The 21139-nt window shown below is 57.8% G+C and carries 13 protein-coding genes and 2 pseudogenes; 9 read left to right on the top strand and 6 right to left on the bottom strand.

Annotated elements, in window-relative coordinates; genetic code table 11:
- Window positions 1–15: 15 nt before the first annotated feature.
- Both nodB and A5906_RS36550 read right to left on the bottom strand, forming a co-directional pair.
- Window positions 16–717 carry a chitooligosaccharide deacetylase NodB gene (gene nodB, locus A5906_RS36555; protein ID WP_167523762.1) on the bottom strand — a complete coding sequence of 234 codons (702 nt, stop codon included), beginning with the start codon at window positions 715–717 and terminating at the stop codon, window positions 16–18.
- Window positions 672–1304 (bottom strand): NodA family N-acyltransferase, encoded by a 633-nt coding sequence (locus A5906_RS36550; RefSeq protein ID WP_080140008.1) that lies wholly within the window; start codon window positions 1302–1304, stop codon window positions 672–674. Before A5906_RS36550 ends, nodB begins: the two co-directional genes overlap by 46 nt.
- An 837-nt stretch (window positions 1305–2141) precedes the next feature.
- Between A5906_RS36550 and nodD1 the strand changes: the two genes are divergently transcribed.
- From nodD1 to A5906_RS36510, 6 genes are all read left to right on the top strand, one after another.
- Window positions 2142–3086 (top strand): transcriptional regulator NodD1, encoded by a 945-nt coding sequence (gene nodD1, locus A5906_RS36540; protein WP_080140007.1) that lies wholly within the window; start codon window positions 2142–2144, stop codon window positions 3084–3086.
- 606 nt (window positions 3087–3692) lie between these two features.
- Window positions 3693–4685, top strand: coding sequence for a transcriptional regulator NodD2 (gene nodD2 / locus A5906_RS36535; protein ID WP_080140006.1), 993 nt, complete (start codon window positions 3693–3695; stop codon window positions 4683–4685).
- Window positions 4686–5618: 933 nt separating this feature from the next.
- Window positions 5619–6332: a MerR family transcriptional regulator gene (locus A5906_RS36525; protein ID WP_186465199.1), complete on the top strand. Its 714-nt coding sequence runs from the start codon at window positions 5619–5621 to the stop codon at window positions 6330–6332.
- A gap of 1768 nt (window positions 6333–8100) precedes the next feature.
- Window positions 8101–8463 carry a NolY gene (locus A5906_RS36520; protein WP_080140004.1) on the top strand — a complete coding sequence of 121 codons (363 nt, stop codon included), beginning with the start codon at window positions 8101–8103 and terminating at the stop codon, window positions 8461–8463.
- 563 nt (window positions 8464–9026) lie between these two features.
- Window positions 9027–9269, top strand: a complete 243-nt coding sequence (locus A5906_RS36515) for a hypothetical protein (protein ID WP_080140003.1) — start codon at window positions 9027–9029, stop codon at window positions 9267–9269.
- A gap of 1047 nt (window positions 9270–10316) precedes the next feature.
- Window positions 10317–10876: outer membrane protein (locus A5906_RS36510; RefSeq protein ID WP_245327102.1), on the top strand; the 560-nt coding region annotated here is incomplete at its 5' end.
- Between the two features lie 352 nt (window positions 10877–11228).
- Here the strand turns inward: A5906_RS36510 and A5906_RS36505 are convergent.
- The gene (locus A5906_RS36505; protein ID WP_080140030.1) at window positions 11229–11954 is read right to left on the bottom strand and encodes a LuxR family transcriptional regulator; all 726 of its coding nucleotides are present in this window, start codon (window positions 11952–11954) and stop codon (window positions 11229–11231) included.
- 1368 nt (window positions 11955–13322) lie between these two features.
- Between A5906_RS36505 and A5906_RS36500 the strand changes: the two genes are divergently transcribed.
- Complete coding sequence (locus tag A5906_RS36500; RefSeq protein WP_080140002.1) at window positions 13323–14039, top strand: sulfite exporter TauE/SafE family protein; 717 nt, start codon at window positions 13323–13325, stop codon at window positions 14037–14039.
- Between the two features lie 1191 nt (window positions 14040–15230).
- Window positions 15231–16568 carry an oxygen-independent coproporphyrinogen III oxidase gene (gene hemN, locus A5906_RS36495; RefSeq protein ID WP_080140001.1) on the top strand — a complete coding sequence of 446 codons (1338 nt, stop codon included), beginning with the start codon at window positions 15231–15233 and terminating at the stop codon, window positions 16566–16568.
- Between the two features lie 384 nt (window positions 16569–16952).
- On the opposite strand, the gene A5906_RS36490 is transcribed toward hemN, so the two are convergent.
- Window positions 16953–17561, bottom strand: a complete 609-nt coding sequence (locus tag A5906_RS36490) for a hypothetical protein (RefSeq protein WP_245327101.1) — start codon at window positions 17559–17561, stop codon at window positions 16953–16955.
- Window positions 17562–18426: 865 nt separating this feature from the next.
- Here A5906_RS36490 and A5906_RS36485 point away from each other — a divergent pair.
- Window positions 18427–20187 carry a carbohydrate porin gene (locus A5906_RS36485; protein WP_245327100.1) on the top strand — a complete coding sequence of 587 codons (1761 nt, stop codon included), beginning with the start codon at window positions 18427–18429 and terminating at the stop codon, window positions 20185–20187.
- A gap of 230 nt (window positions 20188–20417) precedes the next feature.
- On the opposite strand, the pseudogene A5906_RS46295 reads toward A5906_RS36485, so the two are convergent.
- Together A5906_RS46295 and A5906_RS36480 are read right to left on the bottom strand one after the other, a co-directional pair.
- Window positions 20418–20594 (bottom strand): annotated as a pseudogene (locus A5906_RS46295) (nodulation factor fucose acetyltransferase NolL); the annotation flags it as partial.
- A 13-nt stretch (window positions 20595–20607) separates the two neighbouring features.
- Window positions 20608–21139, bottom strand: a pseudogene (locus A5906_RS36480) (integrase core domain-containing protein); the annotation flags it as partial.

Raw genomic sequence — 21139 nt, 5'->3', positions numbered from 1 at the left:
GCGTCGGTTTTTCGTTCAGTGGAGTTGAGGGAGTGGACGGATTGCGAACCCGCACCGCTGTAATGCCGGAATTAGATAGGACAGCGCCTTCGTGGTCTGATCACGCAGCGTGGCATCAGTGTATAGTCTCTCCTCATCGGGAGGATATCCGTCGTGCAGGAGCACAATTGCGCCCGGGCGAACGCTCGCCATTACGGAATTCACAATTCTATCAACCCCGGGGCGGGACCAGTCTCTCGGATCGACCGACCAGTGAATAGCTGTGAGACCAGCTCTCGCCGACATAGCGAGCACCTCTTGTGTCCATATGCCGTACGGTGCTCGCATATGCCTGGGGACGGCTCGGGGGCACGCCAAACGGATCGCCTCGCTCGCAGTCACCACTTCATCGCGTAGCTTCGCAGATCCGCATCTAGATAGATCCGGATGCGTCATCGTATGGTTCGCAACTTCATGCCCTTCCGCAATCATTCGCCGGATGAGTTCAGGATGCTCGGTCGCGTAAGTGCCGATGACAAAGAATGTCGCCGGGACCCGATGTTGCGCCAGCACATCGAGCACCTCTGGCGTGCAAAATGGATTTGGCCCATCGTCAAACGTCAAATAGACAGCTCGACTTCCGCCCACGTCAGCGTAGTCGCAGCGGACAGCAGATAGTGTGACACGCTCTTTCACAGCTCGGGCCCGTTCCGATCGATGACTGTTCCGGCCGGCCATTCGCTCATCGAGCGTCCAACCGGAAACACCACGACGATCACGTCTTCGATGCGCGTCGGCGATAAATTGGGATAGACATCCGGATGCGTGGAGCGGACGCGAATGCCATGCATCAGGGTGGCGATCCCCTGCCGTCCGACCAGTCGCATCATATGTTTCTCGAGCGCCGGCCTAACCGTGCCAAAGCCGAATGGAACGCCAAGCTCCTGCAGCGCGGGATACATCACGCGCATTGCGTGGCTGATCCCCAGCCCTTCGAGATCCGGGCGCACCGCATACAACCCCAGTTCGGCCACAAGGAGATCGATTTCACCAACTTTGATGAAGCGGCGTAGTAGCCCGAGGTGAGCCGCTACCCCACGCGCGTCGTAACCGATAACGCGAAGCTCTGGTCTTGCGCCGGCCCAACTTCGGCTACCCTCAAAAGGCTGCGCATTGAACGCACCCGTGGGTCCGTAACTCTTGCGGAAGAACTCCGCGAGCTCGGCATGATCCGCGAGCTGCAGTTCGCTCTCCCAACGACAACTCCAATGCACTTGAGCGCGCGCAGAAGAGCCTTGCGCAGTCGGGGACACAGCAATGTTCATGTGAGCTTCCTTGCGCCAGTGGAATTAAGAGCCGAGATGGTGACGTGAACTCGTTAGTCGCCGAACCGTTGATCAATACTGAAATGCGCCGCCATGCTTTGTCGGAGCTCGGCACCGCCCAGCTGCGCCGCGGCGCCGGCCTTTTGCTCGCGACGGGGCGATCGCTTGGTTCGCACTCCTCATTTGGCCAATGCCCTGCACGCCATAAATCGGTAAGATGCCGACGAGACGATTGGACGCGCCAAAACCTGTCTGCACCAGGACGCTTTTCCGCCTGCTGCCGCATCGTCCTCCGGCGTTTTGACCTCTGAGCGCAAAGCCATCGAGCCGCGCGCCTCGTCGATGGCGCATCGGAGCGGCACTAGATCGAACTCGTTCTTATACATCTTGGGTACGCCCCGAATGCGCTGGACAGGCGAGCCATTTGGAATGACGCCTGAAGTTATTGACATCCGCAACCTGCGCTTGCCGCTATTTCCCGACAGTAGAACGAGGCTGAAAGCGTTCTCAATTGTACGGGAGTAAACGTCCAATATGGAAACGGATGAAATCCGCATACCAAGGTTTATCGGGATCAGCTTGGCGACTGGGCGAGCGAGCTTCGCACTGAGAAGAAGCACGACGGCTGGTATAGCGCGCTCATGGGCGCCCTCTAAACGGATGGGCCGATGCGCTCGCACGTTCAGCCGTTTTTCCGTGAGCTCTCGTGATGGACCAGAAGCCATCGTGGGTCGCCTGATTACTTTTGCAAACTTCTGTTTGCTATCCAACATCCCCCAGTTTGGTAAAATTGATTGTTTCGATAGAACACATCCACACGATGGATAGACTCAGAACATGCGGTTCAAGGGACTTGATCTAAATCTTCTCGTTGCGCTCGACGCTCTGATGACGGAACGCAACCTCACAGCGGCCGCTCGCAAAATTAACCTGAGCCAGCCCGCCATGAGCGCTGCGATCGCGCGGCTGCGCACGTATTTCCGCGATGAACTCTTTACGATGAGAGGTCGCGAGCTCGTCCCGACCCCCGGCGCGGAGGCGCTTGCCGTTCCGGTTCGTGAGGCCCTGCTGCACATCCAACTCTCGATCATATCGCGGGACGCCTTCGACCCAGCTCAGTCGACCCGCCGCTTCAGGGTCATTCTCTCGGATTTCATGACAATCATCTTTTTTCGCAGAATTGTGGACCGCATGGCACAAGAGGCTCCCGCGGTACGATTCGAATTGCTGCCATTTTCCGATGAGCCCGATGAGCTGCTCCGTCGGGGCGAGGTCGATTTTCTCATTCTGCCCGAACTGTTCATGTCGAGCGCGCACCCTAAGGCGACGCTGTTCGACGAGACCCTCGTATGCGTGGGTTGCCGCGCGAACAAGCAGCTATCCCGTCAGCTTACTGTCGAGAAATACATCGCGATGGGACACGTTGCGGCCAAGTTCGGACGGGCGTTGAGACCGAACCTCGAAGAATGGTTTTTGCTTGAGCACGGTCTGAGGAGACGAATTGAGGTCGTCGTGCAGGGCTTTAGTCTAATCCCGCCCATACTGTTAGACACCAGCCGTATTGGCACGATGCCATTGCGACTGGCCAGACACTTCGAAAAACGTATGCCGCTGCGGATCGTCGAACCGCCCCTCCCCTTGCCCACATTCACCGAGGCTGTGCAGTGGCCCGCGTTTCACAATACCGACCCCGCGAGCATTTGGATGCGGCGGATATTGCTCGAGGAGGCATCCAACATGGCATGTGGGGATGAGGAGCCCCCAACTCGCAGGCGCTGCTAAGCTCACCGTAAGCTGCGCTCGCAACATCCCAGACGCCCTTTCGCCGCTTCAAGTTCTCTCGCAGAGAAGCTGCCACAGACGTCCCGATGCGGCGATCGGTCGCGTAGAGTTGCGGAATGGTGAGCTGGTGTCCTCCCGCAAGACGTTTGGTGCGGTAGCGCTGCATACAGGTTACGCCCGGCACTATCGCGGCAGAACACGCCTACAGTACAAACGTTATCTTGGCCGATAAAATCGCTTGAATCGCACACCGCGTCAGGTTGTAGGCTGACTGCCGTGGCTAGCTCTGCGCTACGGAACGAGCGCTTTGCCGAGCTCACGGTGCTGACCGGACACTGCGGTTGATCTGCCCTTAGCGAACTGACCGGGTCCAGTTGCGTGGCCCGCCGGAAGCGGCGAGACTGATCAGCTTGGAGGCTCCTGACGCTTTCCCACCGCTCCTGATCGGCTTACCGGTTGCTCTCCATTCTTGCGGTCGTTTCGCGAGCATCTTTTCGCGATGGCAGGATGGAGCCAATGTCCATTCGGGCGAGCCAATACGGCCGCTTCAGATGCCGCCCCGCTCGTTTTATGTGCCGCAAGAACGTTTGTGCCGGAAAAGAAGAGATGCGTTTTAAGGGTCTGGATCTGAATCTTCTCGTCGCGCTTGATGCCCTAATAGCCGAGCGCAACCTCACCTCAGCGGCACGCAAGATCAATCTCAGTCAGCCGGCCATGAGCGCAGCCGTTGCCCGGCTGCGCTCCTATTTCCGCGATGAGCTGTTTGGAATGAGGGGCCGTGAACTTGTCCTCACCTCACGCGCGGAAGCGCTCGCAGCTCCAGTGCGCGACGCTCTGACGCACATTGAACTCTCAATTATGGCGCGAGACGTGTTCGATCCAGCTCGATCGAACCGGCGATTCAGGATCGCCCTTTCTGACTTCATAACAGTTGTATTCTTCCGAAATGTCGTGGGGCGCGTCGCACGAGAAGCCCCCACTGTCAGCTTCGAACTGGTTGCGCCTACCGACGAGCACGAGGAGCTCCTCCGCCGCGGCGAACTCGACTTTGTTATCCTGCCGGACTTCTTCATGTCCGGCGCTCATCCCAAGGCGGCGCTATTCGAGGAAAGACTCGTCTGCGTAGGTTGCCGCACGAACAGGGAACTACTACGCCGACTTACCTTTGATCGATATATCTCGATGGGCCACGTTGCGGTTAAGCAGGAAGGTGCGCGCAAGACGCCGGTCGAGCAATCCCTTTTAATCGATCTCGGCCGCGACCGGCGCATCGACATTCTCGTGCAGAGCTTCAGCATGATCCCGCCTCTGCTGGTTGGGACGAATCGCATAGGGACGATGCCATTGGGGCTCGTAAAGCATTTCCAAAGAACGATGCCCCTTCAGATCGCCGAGCTTCCGCATCCATTCCCCGCCTTTACTGAGGCGGTCCAATGGCCCGCGCTCCACAATAGCGACCCGGAAAGCCTGTGGATGCGAGAGATATTGTTACAGGAGGCCACCCGCATGGCAACTGCACAAGAACTCCCCGTCACCAGCATCTCGCAGGGTGGGGACCCTGCCGAAGATTTTGCACGATCTGTCTCGCCGTTGTCGTAAGGACGTTCGCGAAAACCACAAGCCACATGTTCCAACACATGTCTCCAAACATACAATTCAACTCGTCTGGCTTACGCTCATTATCGCGGGATAAAGATCGTCCTGGCGCACATCAGGAGACGTTTGTTGGTTCCTTCTCAGGTTGGCGTTCGGCGCGATGTCCGACCGGCGGCTCAGCCTGTTAGCCTGGTTTTGGAGAGCGGGATGGAGCAACGCGTTCGCGCCTAAGCCGGGCGTTTTGCGTTGCAACCGCGCCGCAGTGCGGACCTGTCTCGAGAAGGTGGACCGGCACAGGGCTCTCGTCGTCAACCGTCCGAGTTAGTAGTTGCTCCCGATGCACGGAGACGATCGGGTGCTTCGGACTCGTACCGACAGGCATTGTGGGCACAGTGGTCATCGATGATGCATATGGCCGGGATGTGCCGCGCCGTCGAATCAAGAAACCCGCACGCGTGTGGCCATACCGCATCGCGCAGTCGTGGATCGCACCTTCATAGCTCTCCGCCGCGCGAATGACTTCTTTTCGCCCTACCGCAGCCAAACGCCTGGACGACGTGCGCGGCTCTGGACGCGATGACAAACAAGGAGCTGAACGTTGAAATTAGGCAGCGGGGTATTCGATCCAGAAGAGCTTTCTGCCCTCGGACGCCTTTATGACGGCGCTGTCAGTGCGCTCCCATCATCGATGCGGACTCCGGAAAATTGCACAGCAATCGCTAAGCTCATCCTGGAGCGTACAGCTGCTAGCGAGGCTCAACTGGCATGCCTGACGAACTTGTTGATCACCCTTTCCCCTCAGGGTTGATCCGCCGCCATTCTAAGGATAGTCACCACTCTCGTGCTCGTGCTCGAATGCAAGACATTCAGCTGGAGCTTTGAAAGCAGCTTGAATCATACGTGACGTCAGGTTGTAGGCTTTGAAAATTGAACAACATGAACAGAGCTACACCAAGAAGGCGTCAATGGCGCATCGGCGAACTTGCGGAGGCGACCGGAGTAACGGTACGCACGCTGCATCATTATGAGCATACGGGCCTCCTAGCAGCCACACAGCGTACTGACGGCGGCCACAGGATGTATGACCGCGAAAGCGTGCAACGGGTTCACCAGATTCGCGCCCTGCGTGAGCTTGGCTTCTCGCTGATCGAGATCCGTAAAGCTATGGAAGGCACGACCTCGCTCACGGACTTGCTGCGCAAACATCTAGAGCGCATAGAACTTCAAGTCGCTCGAGCAACTCTGTTGCGCGACCGTTTGCGCAACATGACCATCGACAGCGAGGTGCCGGTAAGCGTGGATGAGCTGCCTGCCACCCTGAATGCCATGTCGCGGGTCGAGACGCGTAGTCAGGCGGCTCGATGCACCTGCAACTTAGCTGCGGAGCGCGAGGAGCGGTGGCGGCGGATCCGTGACGACCTTCGCGACTGTTTGGACCGCGGCGAGCACCCTTCCGGCGAACGCGCAAAAGCTGTCGCGGTTGCAGCACGATTGCTGATCAGCGAAATCGCCGGCGCCGATTCACGCGTGTCGATGATCTTGAAAGTACTTGCACGGTTAAGCGCACCCCGCAGTCTGGCTGGTTGGGATCCCTGCCTGATGCAATATCTCGATCTCGCCCTTGCTGGTTTGGAGGATCAGCCGTACTGACGTGCACATGCTAGGTTGATCGCCGCTTCTCTGATGCGGGCTAGAGTTTTATGGACTCGAGCGGACAGATTGTCACGCCCCGCCAATTTGCGCTCCCACGCACCCATCGCTGTCCCAAATGGGGCTTGATCCGCACGTAACGTCAGATTGTAGGCTTTACCGTAGTCGGAAGTTCGCCGAGCCAACGCACGTTTGGCTTGGCGGGCAGCCTCGACTTGCAGACACGTCTGATCAGAGCTACTGGCGGTTCACCTCAGGTGAGCATTGGGACCTACACAATGGTAAATAGGCGGCACGCTTCTGTTGCGAGTGCAGCATTCTCTCCTCTCGCCGCTCCGACTGCGCGCGGCTCCGAAGTAGGGATGACCTTGGCCAGCGCAAAGAGCGGAAGACGCGCTGCGTTCCGCGCGCAAATGCGCGATGGTTCGGCTGCCGAGGTCGAGGCCTTCAACGCTTCGGGTCTACTTCCCGCCGATACCAAGCTCAGTCTGGGCAGAGCCGGTGAACCGGACCAGCTACTTCAGTGCTGCGCGTGTAGCAAGCGCACCTCGTTCACGGCAGATCGATATCGTGATCGGCCCGGTCCAGTTCGAAAGATCGGGAGACAACTCGGCTTCCGGATTTTTGGTTTAGCCGCTGGCGCCACGGCTATGTTGAAAGTGCCAAGAAGTACTGATCGGCATTCAACGCTGCCTACCAAACCAAACGCGTCGCGAACGATGAGACCGCCTCAGCACTTTGGAGCAGCGATGCTCACCAGTTCTTTTATACTTGCGGCTCTCGCAGCGTTTTTCGCGTTCGTTGCGGCGCTCGCAGAGCTACCCAGGGTCGAACTGAGGGAGGAGTTACGTCCGATGATAGACAAATAGTAGCTCTGTCGTTTGATCCGCCCTCCAGCCCAGAACCTCTGAAGCGGACATTTACAATTCTGCCTCGCTTAGCGGCACGCCTCTTCTAGACCAAATGGTAAGGCTCAGGACCACTAAGGCGAGCGCCGTCGAAAACCATCCAACCAGTTCTCGATGAAGGCGATGAAACTGCTGGCGTGCGCTATCAACGAACTGGATGCATCCCATCAACACTTTCGATTTTACTAATTCGAGCCAAACACCGCATAAGATCGCCGGTTTACGGAAGCACAGTTCACGAATGTCACGAGGCAATGGATCCTTTTCAGCCTGGACGCAGCCCAATTCACGCCTCTCGTGGCTGCATCACGCAATGCTTCACATTCGAGGCATACGGGACGCGAATACACTGCGATGACCAATCGCAACGTCTTGCGCGCAATCTAACACGTTCTCGCCTACCCTTCGCTATGATACTTGATGGCTCCAGGGAGAGAGCTCTCACACATGCTCTTCGGCGAGGGTACATGCGCCCGCAGCATGGAACTTGCTCAGGCGAACTGCCCTTTACACCGATGCGGGCTGGACTTATCGCCCTGCCTAGGTCGCCAGCGTCAACAATTCAAGCTGTCGCCGCGGCTTCCAAGCAAAACAGCACAATTGGCTGCCGGACGTCGACTGGAGTCACTGCCATGGCCCGACGCGCTGGACGGCTCGGCGCTCCAGCCAAGTCCCGGGCGATCTACAACGCTGTTCGCTCTCCCCTATCTCGCGGCACATCTGTGCGCTCCTCTCTTGGCGACCGTGCGCATCGCTTGTGCAGCAGTCATTCGCTCCTGCGACGCGTGCGCGGTCCAGCGAACGGGAAACGGTACCTTTTATTCAGCCTGTTTTGCATTTCACCACCTTGGAGAAATACCGTGGAACTTGACCCTTCCAATTCACGCATACGGGACCTTGAGGATCGCATCGACCTTCAACTCGACATCGTGGCTACCCTTATGCGCGAAGAAGGCAACGCGCTAGAAGCGATAAGACTTCTCAACGCACTCACAAGCCAAATGATCACGGCGGAACTGGAGCTTGGCCACCTTGCCGATACGAGACCCGGCGATCGACGAATGCGACTGTCGCGAGACCGTGGCGTTTACTACCCTGAGGACCTTCAGGTGCTGGGACGCGTTTTCGATCAGACTGTGACGGCATTACCGGAAGCACTGCGGACTCCCGCAAATCGAATGACGATCGCCAAGCTAATTTTTTTACGTGCAGCTGCAGACTAAGATTTGATTTGGTGTTTTTGGGGAGGGTGACGCCGCTGATCGAAGGTGTGTCGCTGGGCTGACAGTGGTGAAGGCCGTACGCACCAGGGCTCGAAGGTTTGCGGTTTATGGGCTCTTCATCCGCAAGCTCGCCGCTTCCGCCAATCCCGAATCAAGTCGCGTGCCCCTCTTCAGGCGAGCCAGGCCGCGCGCGCGGAGTTTCGACACTGTAACGCGCGTTGCCGCATGAGCTGTCCCGCAGGTCGGATCGGGGCAGCCTACGCACGCCGATCTTCCTGTTGCAGGAACAGGAGCCAACTTATGAACGACGCCAACCAACAGGACTACTAGGGCAGGGACGTGCGTGACAACCCCTACTCGATTCACTCCTTCCAGAATTATTCGAATGCCGCCTTGGCAATACGACATTCGGTCATCCGGACTTCAACAAACATCTATAAGTCCTAGTGAAGCATCGGGAGCAGCCCGATAAGAGGTCTGCGACGCTGATGTCTTGCTTGCTGGGACACGCTGCAAAATCCCGGAAGGTACTTCTTCTATCAGGATGTCGAGGAGTGTTTGAGATGGATCAATTCTACGACCGAGTGCAGGTGCCTGATGCTGTCGTGAGCGTCGCATTTGACAAGGCTTGGGGCTTTGTTGAGAAGGATCCGTTGCTGGCCCATAATCTCAAAACGGTCCTTCATAGCAGGTTGCGCTCTTACCTTGAGTGTTTGATAAGAAACGGGGAGCGGAATACTCTGAATCTGGCAAACGAGGCGATACGCAACTTGCGAGCTGAGCTGGCATCGTCGAGACGACAATGAGGCGCTTGCACCTGTACTGCTGGGAGCATTTAGCTTCCTTAAGGCATTTAAGGGGCCTTATGCGATAGGACAATCGGGTGGTCGAGCAAACTTTCCTCCACTCATGTTCGGTTCCCTTCGAGACGACAACGTTCGCGAGTGCTGTTGCCTCTGCAGCTCTCGTGGCGCTCCGAAACCAAGAAGCTAGACGCCACAGCCATCGGCGACGAGACGGGGCGGCCGCGCTGGTATTTGCTGGTGCAAGCGGGCCGGCTACTGTTTTCTTCCCTGACCTTGAGCTCGGCAGATGTTGCCGCAACTTCAAGCAAGAGCGTTGTCAAACGTAGCCGCATCGCTTCTCGACGTCTGTCGGTCGAAGTAGAAGTCGACGAACATTGTGCCACATTTATGATAGGTCGCGGGGCCAACGCGATCGAGCCTGTGATCGACCGAGCATCACGGCGTCGCTCGCGATTACCGCGATAGAACGGCCGCGTTGCCGGAAGCGCGACCTTGAGCGCCCGACGCGCGCCCTCGATCGACAGTCTTCATTGCCGAACTCTCTGAACAGCCAGCGTGCACGGAGCGTGCAGGCGCAGCTGCTTTAGTGCTCGTTCGCGACAGAAGGAGCGAAACGGCCTCCCAACATTGCGCCGCATTGTAGGTCATTATGAACGGATCGTGTTCAAGAAGAAGCCGCCCAAGGCGGATACTGGCGCCTCGCAGCATCTCGGTGGAGGCGGAGCAGCGGCAAGTTGCCGCGCTCCACAATCTTACGCTGCGTACGATTGGACGCATTTCTTTCCAAGACATGTTGTGCGGCAGTTACAGCAATTCGCGATCAGATTGTTAAACGCACGGCGCCGGGGGGCACCGAAAGGAAACGACACTCGAATGAAAACTTTTCTGATTCTGACCGCAACCATCGGCGCACTCAGTGCGGCCGCTCCCTCATTCGGCACGGACTTGGCCGGGCAGCCTGTCAAGGTGAAGGCAGCGCCGCCGCCGGTCGCAGCCCCGATTGTCGATTGGTCCGGCTACTATCTCGGTGTCAATGGCGGGTGGGGNGGGGAACGAGCCGCAATTGCTGGGATTTCAATGGCCTCACTCCCGAGGGCTGCCATAATTCCACTGGCGGAACCATTGGCGGCCAGATTGGCTATCGCTGGCACATCTTCAACATGGTGTACGGCCTCGAAGGCCAGGGCAACTGGGCCGACTTCAGCGGCTCCAACGTCAGCACCGCCTTCCCGGCAGACAGCGTTGGCACCAAGACAGATGCATTTGGTCTACTCACGGGCCATATCGGCTACGCTTTCAATGCCGTGCTACTTTACGGCAAGGGCGGTGCTGCGGTGACCAGCAACACCTATCACGTCAACTCGGTGGCGACTGGCGCCGAGATTGCCAACAGCAATGATGTGCGTTGGGGTGGCGTGCTGGGCGCCGGAGCCGAAGTCAGTCTCACGCCGAACTGGTCAGCTGGCGTGGAGTATAACCACTTGTTCATGCAGCGCAGCAACATAAGCTTCCCGGCAGCCGTTGGCGCGGATCGAGTCCACCAGGACGTCGATCTCCTCACGGCACGGCTCAATTACAAGTTCAGCTCGCCGTTCCCCAAATGGTGATCTCCGCGCGGTAGCGGGAGTCGGGAGCCCCGACCGCGGTCGGGGCTCTTACCTCAATAGCTCCTCTCCTTGCCTGCACCGACCCCAACTCCGAAGCACCAGGTGCGAGCTCGTCTGAGCAATGGATCATCAGCTGGATGGCGTGTTGGCCGCCATGCCTCCAACCCACTGGGGAACGCTCCAGTCGATTCGACATCTCATCGAGCTTATGAAGTCCCGCAACCTCACGCAGCGTGAGATTCAAGACTTGCGCCGAGGAGCGCTGTGTCGGCGAGTTGCCCGAAGGTGGCATGCTCAAATTGTCAGAAGCTGGAAACGAACGACCTGGCACTTGGTGCTCGTTCCTACAAATTCAAAGAACATTGAGGCGAATAGCCATAGCCACCGCTTGAATTCGGCTGGTCGCACCCAGCTTTCGCATCGCATTCTTGACATAATAACTGACTGTATTCTGGCTAATTCCCAGGATCATTCCAATTTCCCATGACGATTTCCCTTCGGCTACCCACCGCATGCAACTGATCTCTCGCTTGGATAGTGCCACTTTTCTCTCGTAACCATCATTGCAGGGGCGGGCGATCTCGCTATGGGCGGCATGAAAGAGACAAGCCAGCGCGTTGAGATGACCGAGGCGGTCCCGAGGATTGGCATCGTCGCACGCAGATGCAAACGACACCACGGATACCCTGCCCGACGGCCCAAACAACGGCACGCTCATGCCATGCTTGAGGCCCGCCTCTCTCGCCTCATCCAGTACGCGCCTTTCGTCCGGCTGAAGTTGATAGTGGACGGCGAGTTGATCCCACAAAAACGGCCGCGAAAGCATCGGCGTCCGCCGGATCACCGGATCGATAGTATGGTACTTGCGTTTGAAGTATCGGTCGCACCAGTCCGGCGGCCACTTCACAGCCACAGTCGGAGGTGGATACTCCGCCAGCCTGAGTGGCTCATCGAAGTTGAGAGCGCCGTAAGCTACTTCACTGAAGCCTTCCTTAGTGGCACAGCTTACAAGAAGCTCGAATAGCGCTCTGAGCGAATGAGTCTGGTTCGCGCACTCCGTGAAGCTGAAGTGGTCCATGACGGGCGCCTCGGCACGCCGATCGAGCTCCCCGTCATCGTGTTCGAGTGCGCTTGTGTCAGGCGGAACCACATTCCAGTCCATGAGCTGAACTCTAAGGTTTGTTAAGGTGCTCTGAGCGCCCGCAATGTATCACAGGTCGTTTCCCAAATACGTTCCTTTGCCGTCGACTCACCGGCACGTTCGTCTGATCAAAACAGCGGAGATAGCGTCATCATTTCCGCCCCGACGCTGAACGGCAAAGTGGTCGGTCCGGCTCGCCATGCCGCACTACGAGAGCTGAGATCATCGCCTCATTATCCGTGTTGATGATCCGTGCCATCGATGGGACTCCAAGGGTGCCCGCTTGCTGATGCCGGCAGTGATCGAACGTGGATGGGCACTGGACTGGGCTGGCGACAAGAACCACACGGCACTAGCGATAGAGGTTCGGCTCTGCTTAGATTGCATGGCGAGAAGCGCGGTTGCGTCCGAACGACGCTTTGCTTTGTGTCGCGACTGAGCACGAGGAGATCGTGGGCAGTGAACTGGGCGATACGGGTAAAGTAGAGCACGCCGATGCGCTTGTCGGTGCGAGAGTCGACGCGCGCCTTGTCAGCACCCACTCTCTGCTTAGCGACAAACACAACAGGAGGGTCTTTCTCTCCCCAATCTTGCGAATTGCCATCCCTAACAGTTCCCTGATCCTCCGCTCTGTGACGGCGCCGGCTACGCGATCGATGCGCAACACGGAACAGCCAGGGCAGAAGCCGTATTCTCCGCATCATTGCCCGGCCTCTCAGCGGGCCCGCCCGGCACGTCCAGCGCAAACGAACGGAACGTACAGCAAAGGGCCAAGTCAAAGGCGCAACGAGAGATACGCGCACTCGCGAGACCTGCTTGATGCTGAGGACACTTTGCATGCGCATCTCCAGACGCGAGAGGACCCCGGGTCAGACTAGCAAGTGCCATACCAACTGTTGATTTCGCCAAAATCCAACCTTGCAAGAGATCAAGGGGACGTTTGGTTCCGATGTAGGGCGTATCGAAGCATTCATGCCATCGGGAGAAGACGACAGACCGCCTGCGCGAGCCGCGGCACGAGGTGCCCTAGAGCAAGACGTTCTGCTTTTCTCGCCGGCGCCTCGAGCCGACCGTCTCAGGCTCCAAGCTCAGCCACCTTGCACCTCAGTCAAGTGCCAACTTTGACAATTGATGGCAGGATCGACACATGGCACTCATTAAAGAACTTGGACCTGCACTTCCGGCCATTCTCGGCTAGCTCTCAGAAATCCGCCCCGAGCGGGAAAGCAATAGGGCCGGCGCTCGATGCCGAATCATGATGGGGTTAGTGGAAACGGCGAGAACTTCGCCAGGGATCGGTGAGGCATGCTTTCTCTGCTCTTCGCGATCATCTCACTGCTCTATGCGAGCGCTGGCCAGGCTGGCGGCACTGCCTTCCTCGCGCTAATGGCTTTCTTTGATATGCCATCCTCAGAGATGCGCCCGACGGCGCTTGGTCTCAACATGGTTGTCGCAAGTTATTCTACGTGGCTCTTTAACCGCAACAAGGTCGTAGACTGGACAATCCTGCGACCGCTTCTCCTTTCATCGATGCCAACGTCGCTTGCCGGTGGCCTGATTGTGCTCGGTGAACACATGTACAAAACACTGACCGGTATCGTTCTTCTTCTGGCGAGCGCCGTGATGATCATGCGGCGCGGCCGAGCTGGCGCTCGCGTTTGCCAAACTTCGCTCCGGGCAAGCGTGAGCATTGGCGCGGTCCTTGGCTTGCTTTCCGGCCTGACCGGCGTGGGCGGTGGAGTGTTTCTCGCCCCGACGCTTATCGCATTGAATTGGGCATCACCTAAGCAGACTGCCGCGTTATCAGCTCCTTTTATTCTCGCTAATTCCACGGTCGGCTTCGTCGGAGCTCTTTTCACCGGCCAATTTCCGTCCCCGAATTTAGCTCTTTACGCCATCGCCGCGCTAGCGGGTGCGGTCGCTGGAACAGTAATCGGCCTGAAATGGTTGAGCCAGACAGGTACCAAGTTCATCCTCGTGGCGGTTCTGCTCGTTGCTGGCATCCAATTGGTTTGCGCTTGAAGTCGAAACTCCCATCTTTCCTGGGATTGGCAAGCGATCCAGCGCGGTCAGCTCGAAGTACAACATGATGCAAGCTGCAGCTCAAGCCTTGTCCAAGCCCCTTGCCCCCCTGAAAGCCGCCAACACGATCGCGAAAAGCCGTAGAGTCGAGCGACAGTGGGGCGGATCCCCGAGCGCGTTCCGGCTACTCGTCATGAGCTGGTCATTACTAGGTCTCATCCGGTTCGCGCCTCCCAATCGGCGGGAGGATTAACGTCGGCCGCTCGGGCGAGCAGATAAGGCGTACGCCGATCCCTTCATGGTGATGCGACGCAGAAGAACAACTGCTTAGATCTGCGATCTGGGCCGATCAATAGCTGCGAGGTGATACCAAACAAAACGCCTCAACTGATCAAGCAGAATAGAAACTATAGCAACTCGCGTGTCTGAGGTCTCTCGCCGAGCTCGCGTTGCCATCAGCACGACGTCCAAGTCGTTGCGAGTTGCTGTATCAGATCTAAACGAGACGCCGCCGAACCAAGGCGTCCCGACGCACTTATGCCGGGGGCGGTGAAGTGCGCCGGGGCCACCCCAACATCATCAGTACATCCGTGATGATGCTTGCGGCAATGAGACAAGCAGCGTGGCGGAATTGAGGCTCATTGATTTTATAGTTGAAATCAAAAAATGTTTTTGGTGAGCTGCTCCAAAGGACTTGAATCGCACGTAGCGTCACATGCTGCAATCGCACCTGGCGCTCTCATCTAACAAGCAACTCCGTGACACGCCGGCCTTGAACGGGAGCGTGTCCGTCGATTGCGGACCAACCACATCGGCCTTTCCTCGCACACCCGGGTTGAAGGTCCAGCGACAAGCTCAGCTGAGGTCTTCAGATCCCCGTTTCCGTCGCAAAAAGGCTGCACGCCAGGGAATGCGGAAACGACGCTGCCCGGCGAGGATTGATACTGCGCGCAGGCCGGTCGCGGCACGTCGCGCCATTCGAGCGACTTCGTAGAAATTCATATGCCACCATAAACGTCCGAATAATTGCGGACGAGCGGCGCTCGCTTCCAGGCCTGAACCCCTACGCTGCGTTTGGCAGTAATCGAGAGCAGGCCAGATCTCAGGACCCGTTAGACCCATTTGACACAACGCAAAGACATAACAGTGAGCATCGGTCACTATGCCGTTTGACTATGAGAAAGTTAGGCTTTGCAGACGTCTCTCCTGAACAAGTATTGCGACGCTCGCCTGCCTTGGTACACCATATACCCGACCGTGCCGGATTTCTCCGCGACCGTCCGTGCCAAGACTTGTGAGACATGGTTGAGGCGGCTGCCGCCCGACGGTCCCGTGTCGCTATACATCCACGTTCCGTTCTGTCGTTCTATCTGTTGGTATTGCGGCTTCCCTACAAGCCTCACTCGCAGCGAGCGACCGATCCGCAATTACTTGGCAGCGTTACATGCCGAGATACGTTTGGTCGCAGAGCAAGCGCCTCGCGCTCTGCCGGTAAGCGACGTGCATTTCGGCGGCGGGACGCCAACCACCATTGCACCGGCCGATTTCCTCGCCTTGATGGAACTCCTGCGTCGCTGCTTCGCGTTCAGCAAATCAGCTACCATCGCCATAGAAATCGACCCGCGTGCGTTCACGGCCGAGATGGCCGAAACATTACAAGTGGCCGGAGTCAACCGTGCGAGCATCGGCGTGCAAAGCTTCGATGCGATCGTTCAAAGGTCGGTCAACCGCGTGCAGAGTGAGGTGCAGACGGCGTCTGTCGTCGAAACTCTTCGCCAGCATGGGATAAGCCGCATCAATTTCGACCTCCTCTTCGGACTGCCGCATCAGACGGTGCGGTCTTGCGTGGACTCTACACGGACGGCTCTGGCCATGCGGCCAGACCGGCTTGCGGCTTTCGGCTATGCTCACGTTCCCTCTTATATGAAACGCCAGCGCCAGATCGATGAGACGGCGCTGCCGGACAATGTGGCGCGCGCCGAGCAAGCCGCGGCCATTGCAGATACGGTGGTCTCGGCCGGTTACCGCCAGATCGGGCTCGACCATTTCGCCCTGCCCAACGACGAGCTCGCGCTGGCGCAGAAAGCGGGTCGGCTGCGCCGCAACTCCCTGGGCTATTCGGCTGATACCTGCGAAACCGTAATCGGCTTAGGTCCGTCAGCCATCGGCCGTCTGCGTGAGGGTTACGTCCAGAACGAGATCGCAACCGTTTCCTATCACGAACACATTCGCGCGGGCCGTCTGGCAACCGCAAAAGGCCACTGTCTGACCGGTGAAGATCGCCTCCGCGCTGTAATCATCGAGCGTCTGATGTGCGACTTGCAGGCCGACGTACCAGCGATCTGCGCTACTCACGGATTTGATCCAATTCCTTTTCTCGATTCGACCGACCGCCTGGGAATGCTTGTCGAAGACGGGATAGTAGACCTTGAAAAGGGCGTCATTCGGATCAGGGAGGAGCACCGGTTTGTCATTCGTGCCGTTGCTGCTGCTTTCGATACTTATCTCGACCGTATCCCGCTTAGTTAGGTCAGACATGTGGACGGGATCCCAAACCGCTGAGTTCTTGCATACAGCGATTCGAAGAAGAGCGTCAGGCAGACAGGCAGATTCGAGGATGCAGCGGCGGTGGGATGACACGATCATTCGAACGTGGGCTCGAACCCGACTAAACAGATGGGAGCTGATTGAAAGAGAAGCGCAGCTGGTTCCACCGTTTCGCCCCCTACGACCATCCGTAAAAGGGCTTTGCCCTATACACCCAAAGTTCTCTCGATGATGGTGACGGCCCGTTCAGCAAAATCCCGCTCGATACGCCGGCTCCCGCACAAACTTCGGGCATTTTACGGCCCGAATAGCTTTGCGAAGCTACGGTCCGCCTTCTCGAGAGCAGTTGGAGAGGGGTTCTAGACCTCAAGGTTCGGCTCTCTTCGGTCCTGCAATCAGTGGCGCTCCTCCGACAGAAACAGGTCCTTGTGGTTTGGCTCCCTTCATGCGTTTCCTTGCGACGCTTGAAATAGCCGGGACTGGCGGTAAAGGCGCTACCGAAGCTGCAGAAGAGACAGGTGTTGAGGTCTGCAGCGACTCGATCCGCGAAGTCAGCATGGTGATCTGATCCAGAAGCGCTTTCAGGTCATCCCGCTGGGCGCCGATCTGGCGGTTGAGCGCCGCGATCTCGTCGCCAACTTTCTGCTGCGCCCACTTTATCTCTAACAGGGACGCACTGTCCTGTGGTGACGAGCTCATCGTTGGAGCGACTTCCTGGACCTGCGGTGTCTCGATTGCCTGTTCAAGGTCAGCCCAGAGCCAGGCGCCAGCAGTACACGAGCCGGCGAGGACAAGCGGGAGCAGCGAAGCCAGGAGAATCCGTCTTGGCGGGGTGTGCAAGAGCGGCCTCACCTCTGAGGTGGCCGCTTGATCAATCAAGTTCATTGTCACCGGCTCGAAATCCAAGCTTACTTGCCGATGCGACAGCGCGCGATGCCGACGCGCTGCAGAGCTGCCCGCGTCGCCAATAGTCAATTTTGGGGACCTTCCTGATTGGCTGCCCTGGCTTCGATACTTCCCTCAACGCGACAAACCGGTTGAGTTCTTGATGATAGCATCAGCAGCGAGCGAGGGTTCTCGTCTTGAACTGAACAGTACTTTCTCATCATTCACAAGAACCTTCCAGATTTTCTCAGCGTTGCACGAACGCCACCGTCCACTGAGCAGTGTTTTGGCTGGAGCCCACCTCATGCTTCGACGAGGCCAGCAACTTCATCTTGGACACGCCACGTAAGCCCAACGCGTGGGCGACCGAGCCGCAATGGCCGATTGGACCGCTACCGTTACACCTGGTCAACCACCAGTTCCGGCAGGTTGTGCGAGATGACGGGACGTCGCAAGCCTGACCAACGAACGCTGCGGACGTCAAGGACTCGGATGAAAGGCAGATTTTGCCGCACCAACGGCGCTGAAGTGGCCAGCAACTTGCTCGCCGATCGGCGACAAAGCTACTCCATGACTGGCCCCTCCGGTCTCCCGGGCCGCCAGGTTGGACTTTGTCGTGTGATTGACCGGCGCGCAGATTCAAAGGCTCTTCGGCGAGCTGGGCGATCCTCGCCTGTTTCGGCGGCAACGATACCAATGAAACGCTTTGTGAAGCCAGGCCTCGTGCCCGCGAGCGCTGCTTCGCCGTGGTTGCCGTTTGGTCCCCAGAGCAGCCTGCGATGCGGATGCGCAGCGCCGCCGAAAATCGTCTAACTCGAGCAAGGTGGGCATCCGCAGTGCTTTTGTGTCCATGACAGCGAGCCCTGCGCGCTCGTCCAGCGCATTTTGCCGAGCCAACACTCGCGGCTGGCCCGCGGCGCACCCAGTCATCCAGAAAGACAAAGCTGCGAACCAGATGATCATCGCGCCGGGAGCTGAGAGCTTTGGGGACTCTGAGTGGTTCATAAATCGTGTTCTGGCTCCTTTTGCTCGCCCTCATACGCGAAATCGCCGGGCGCTTATGCTGGGCCAATCAAGCCATGGTGCGTTCTATTCATTACCGGCAGAGATGGATCCGAAGTGGGCCCTGCGCCATTGCTTTGATGCGACGCCTGAGCCTTGGACACACTCGGCTATGGCAGGACTTTCTTTCTGTTTGAGATCAAGAGAAAAGCAAGGTCGGCTTCTCATCGCACTTCCGCTAGCGGCTTGTCTGGTTGGCAATTCCGTATTGGCACAAACCGGAAGCGGGCTTGATCCAAGTAGCCACCCTGTGGATCAGGCCAGCAAAAGACGACAGGTATCCGATCGCGCCGAAAAGCTCCGGATCGATCTGATCCATCAGGCCATCAGCCCTCCTGCCCCAGCGCCAGTACCAAGCCCGGGTGTGCCTTTGAAGAAGAGCGGCAAACCGGACGGGATCGCTCAGACGAGATCGCAAAAGACGAGCGATCCATTCGCAAGATTCGAAAATCTACGCGAAAAAGGGTCATGGCTCAACATACCTGGCCCTGCGGACACGATTGATCAGGACAAGGGCGGCGTTAGATCGGCGCTGGCAGATGTCGGCATCGGCTATATCGGTTGGTCGCACAACAGCTTTGCAAATAATCAGCTGCCGAATGCAGCCAGAAGCACCACCGCAAACCAGCTTTATATGGGCCAGAATCCGACCTTCGCGTCGGCAAACTTCATGATCGTCACTTACGATCTTAGCCGGTTTGGCATTGCAGACGGACAGATTGTCGTAGGCGCCGAGCAGCAATACTGGACTTGGGATCGGCCGGGGCCAGATCGAGTGGGGATCAATACGCTTGCCTACTACCAGACTTTCTTCGACAGGACACTCGAACTCAAACTTGGTTACCTCAGAAACCAAAATGAATTCACTGGCACATTGTTCGGAGGGATTACAGGATCGAACATGTCTGCCTTGCTCCAGGGAGGGATGAGCACCAATGCCGCCCCGAGACCTGCGGTCAACTTGAAGTACAATATTGGCGACGGCTTGTACAACAAGGTCTCCGTCCAGCGATCGATCAGCCCGGATGGTCTTTATGCCCACATAACCGGGGATCCCATTGGCTTGAACTGGAGCACGCCCAATGCAGGCATCCTTCTCGTTGAAGAAGCCGGTTACAAGAGCAAGGCTGCTGCCGACGTTCACGACACGTGGCTGCGTGCGGGCGTTGGTGTCAACAGTAGTCGCTATTCGAATGTGGCGGATCCGAAGCAACAAAGGGAGAGCGGGAACAACTTTCACTACATCGCTGCGGACAGGCAGCTCTGGCAGAGTGACGCCCTCGGGACCCCATCTCGCGGCATCTATGGCGGTTTCTCCATCATGGGAGCTCCGCCGGACCTGAACAGGATCAGCCGGTATTACGAGCTTCGTCTTTACGCGAAGGGAGCATTTGACAGTCGGCCCAATGATCTAATTGCGCTCGTCGCAAGCAACACGAGCTGGAGCAAATTTGCGGTGGACGCTGCCCTCGCCAAAGGGCAGCTTGCGCATCGCGAAACAACAGCAATCACCGGAACATATACCGCCCGTCTCGCTCCGGGAATATATGCAGGCGTAGGGCTGTCATACATTCATCACCCGACAAGCATCACACACAGGGCGCAAATGGAGCATGCACTCAATCTGGTGGTATCCACGTTGATATTCTTCTGATCATCGCAAGCGCCGTTCTGCTCGGACGTTATCGTGACGCATGGGACCGGGCCTTCGCGCCCCCTCGAAGGGATCGGCCGCATCTGCGATAGACGTTCGGGGGAAGCAAATTACGTGAGGGCAACGACCCAATTTCCGAGGACATTTTTCCAGATTGTCTTGCCTTGCGCAGACAGCAGGTTCAGGGATGGTTTGCGAGAGCCTCATGATCAGATCTCCGTTACAGCTACTTATCGAAGTGAGCGGGGTGGCACTCCGAGCATGAGCTGGGACAGATAAGGAATGTCGCACACGGTCCAGCGAACCGCTAGCGCGACGGCAACCATTATTGTCCCGAGAAATGCAGCCGCGGCAGACCTCATTGTGGGGTCCCAAAGTTCTCCATACTGTATGGGATCCATGTGACCTGCCACTGAATTTTCATCCAGCGGCAGTTAGAGTCTCGGAGTTTTGTACGCCAAGTGGCGCGGGTGGAGCAACGGACGATCGGCGGAGCTGGTCGGGGTTGCGCAGCCGATCGTCCGTTGCCGGTGAGGTGGGCGGCGTAGGCCGCGGGGGTCAGGTATTTCAACGACGAGTGTGGACGCTGGTGATTGTAGTCGGCGACCCACTTGGTGATCTTGGTGCGGGCGTCGTCGAGATCGAAGAACAGAGTCTCGTTGAGTAGCTCATCGCGCATCCGGCCGTTGAAACTCTCGACGAAGCCATTCTGCATGGGCTTTCCCGGTGCGATGAAGTGCCAATCGATGGCTGCGTCCTTGCACCAAGCCAGCATGGCGTTGCAGGTGAACTCGGTGCCATGGTCGGACACGATCATTCCTGGCTTGCGGCGTCGCTCGATGATTGCCGTGAGTTCGCGGGCCACGCGCCGCCCCGAGATCGACGTCTCCGGAATGGCGCCCAGGCATTCCTTGGTGACGTCGTCGACGATGTTGAGGATGCGGAAGCGTCG

It is taken from the genome of Bradyrhizobium sacchari, assembly GCF_002068095.1.
Classification (GTDB): Bacteria; Pseudomonadota; Alphaproteobacteria; order Rhizobiales; family Xanthobacteraceae; genus Bradyrhizobium; species Bradyrhizobium sacchari.
This window is presented reverse-complemented; position numbering and strand designations above follow the sequence as displayed.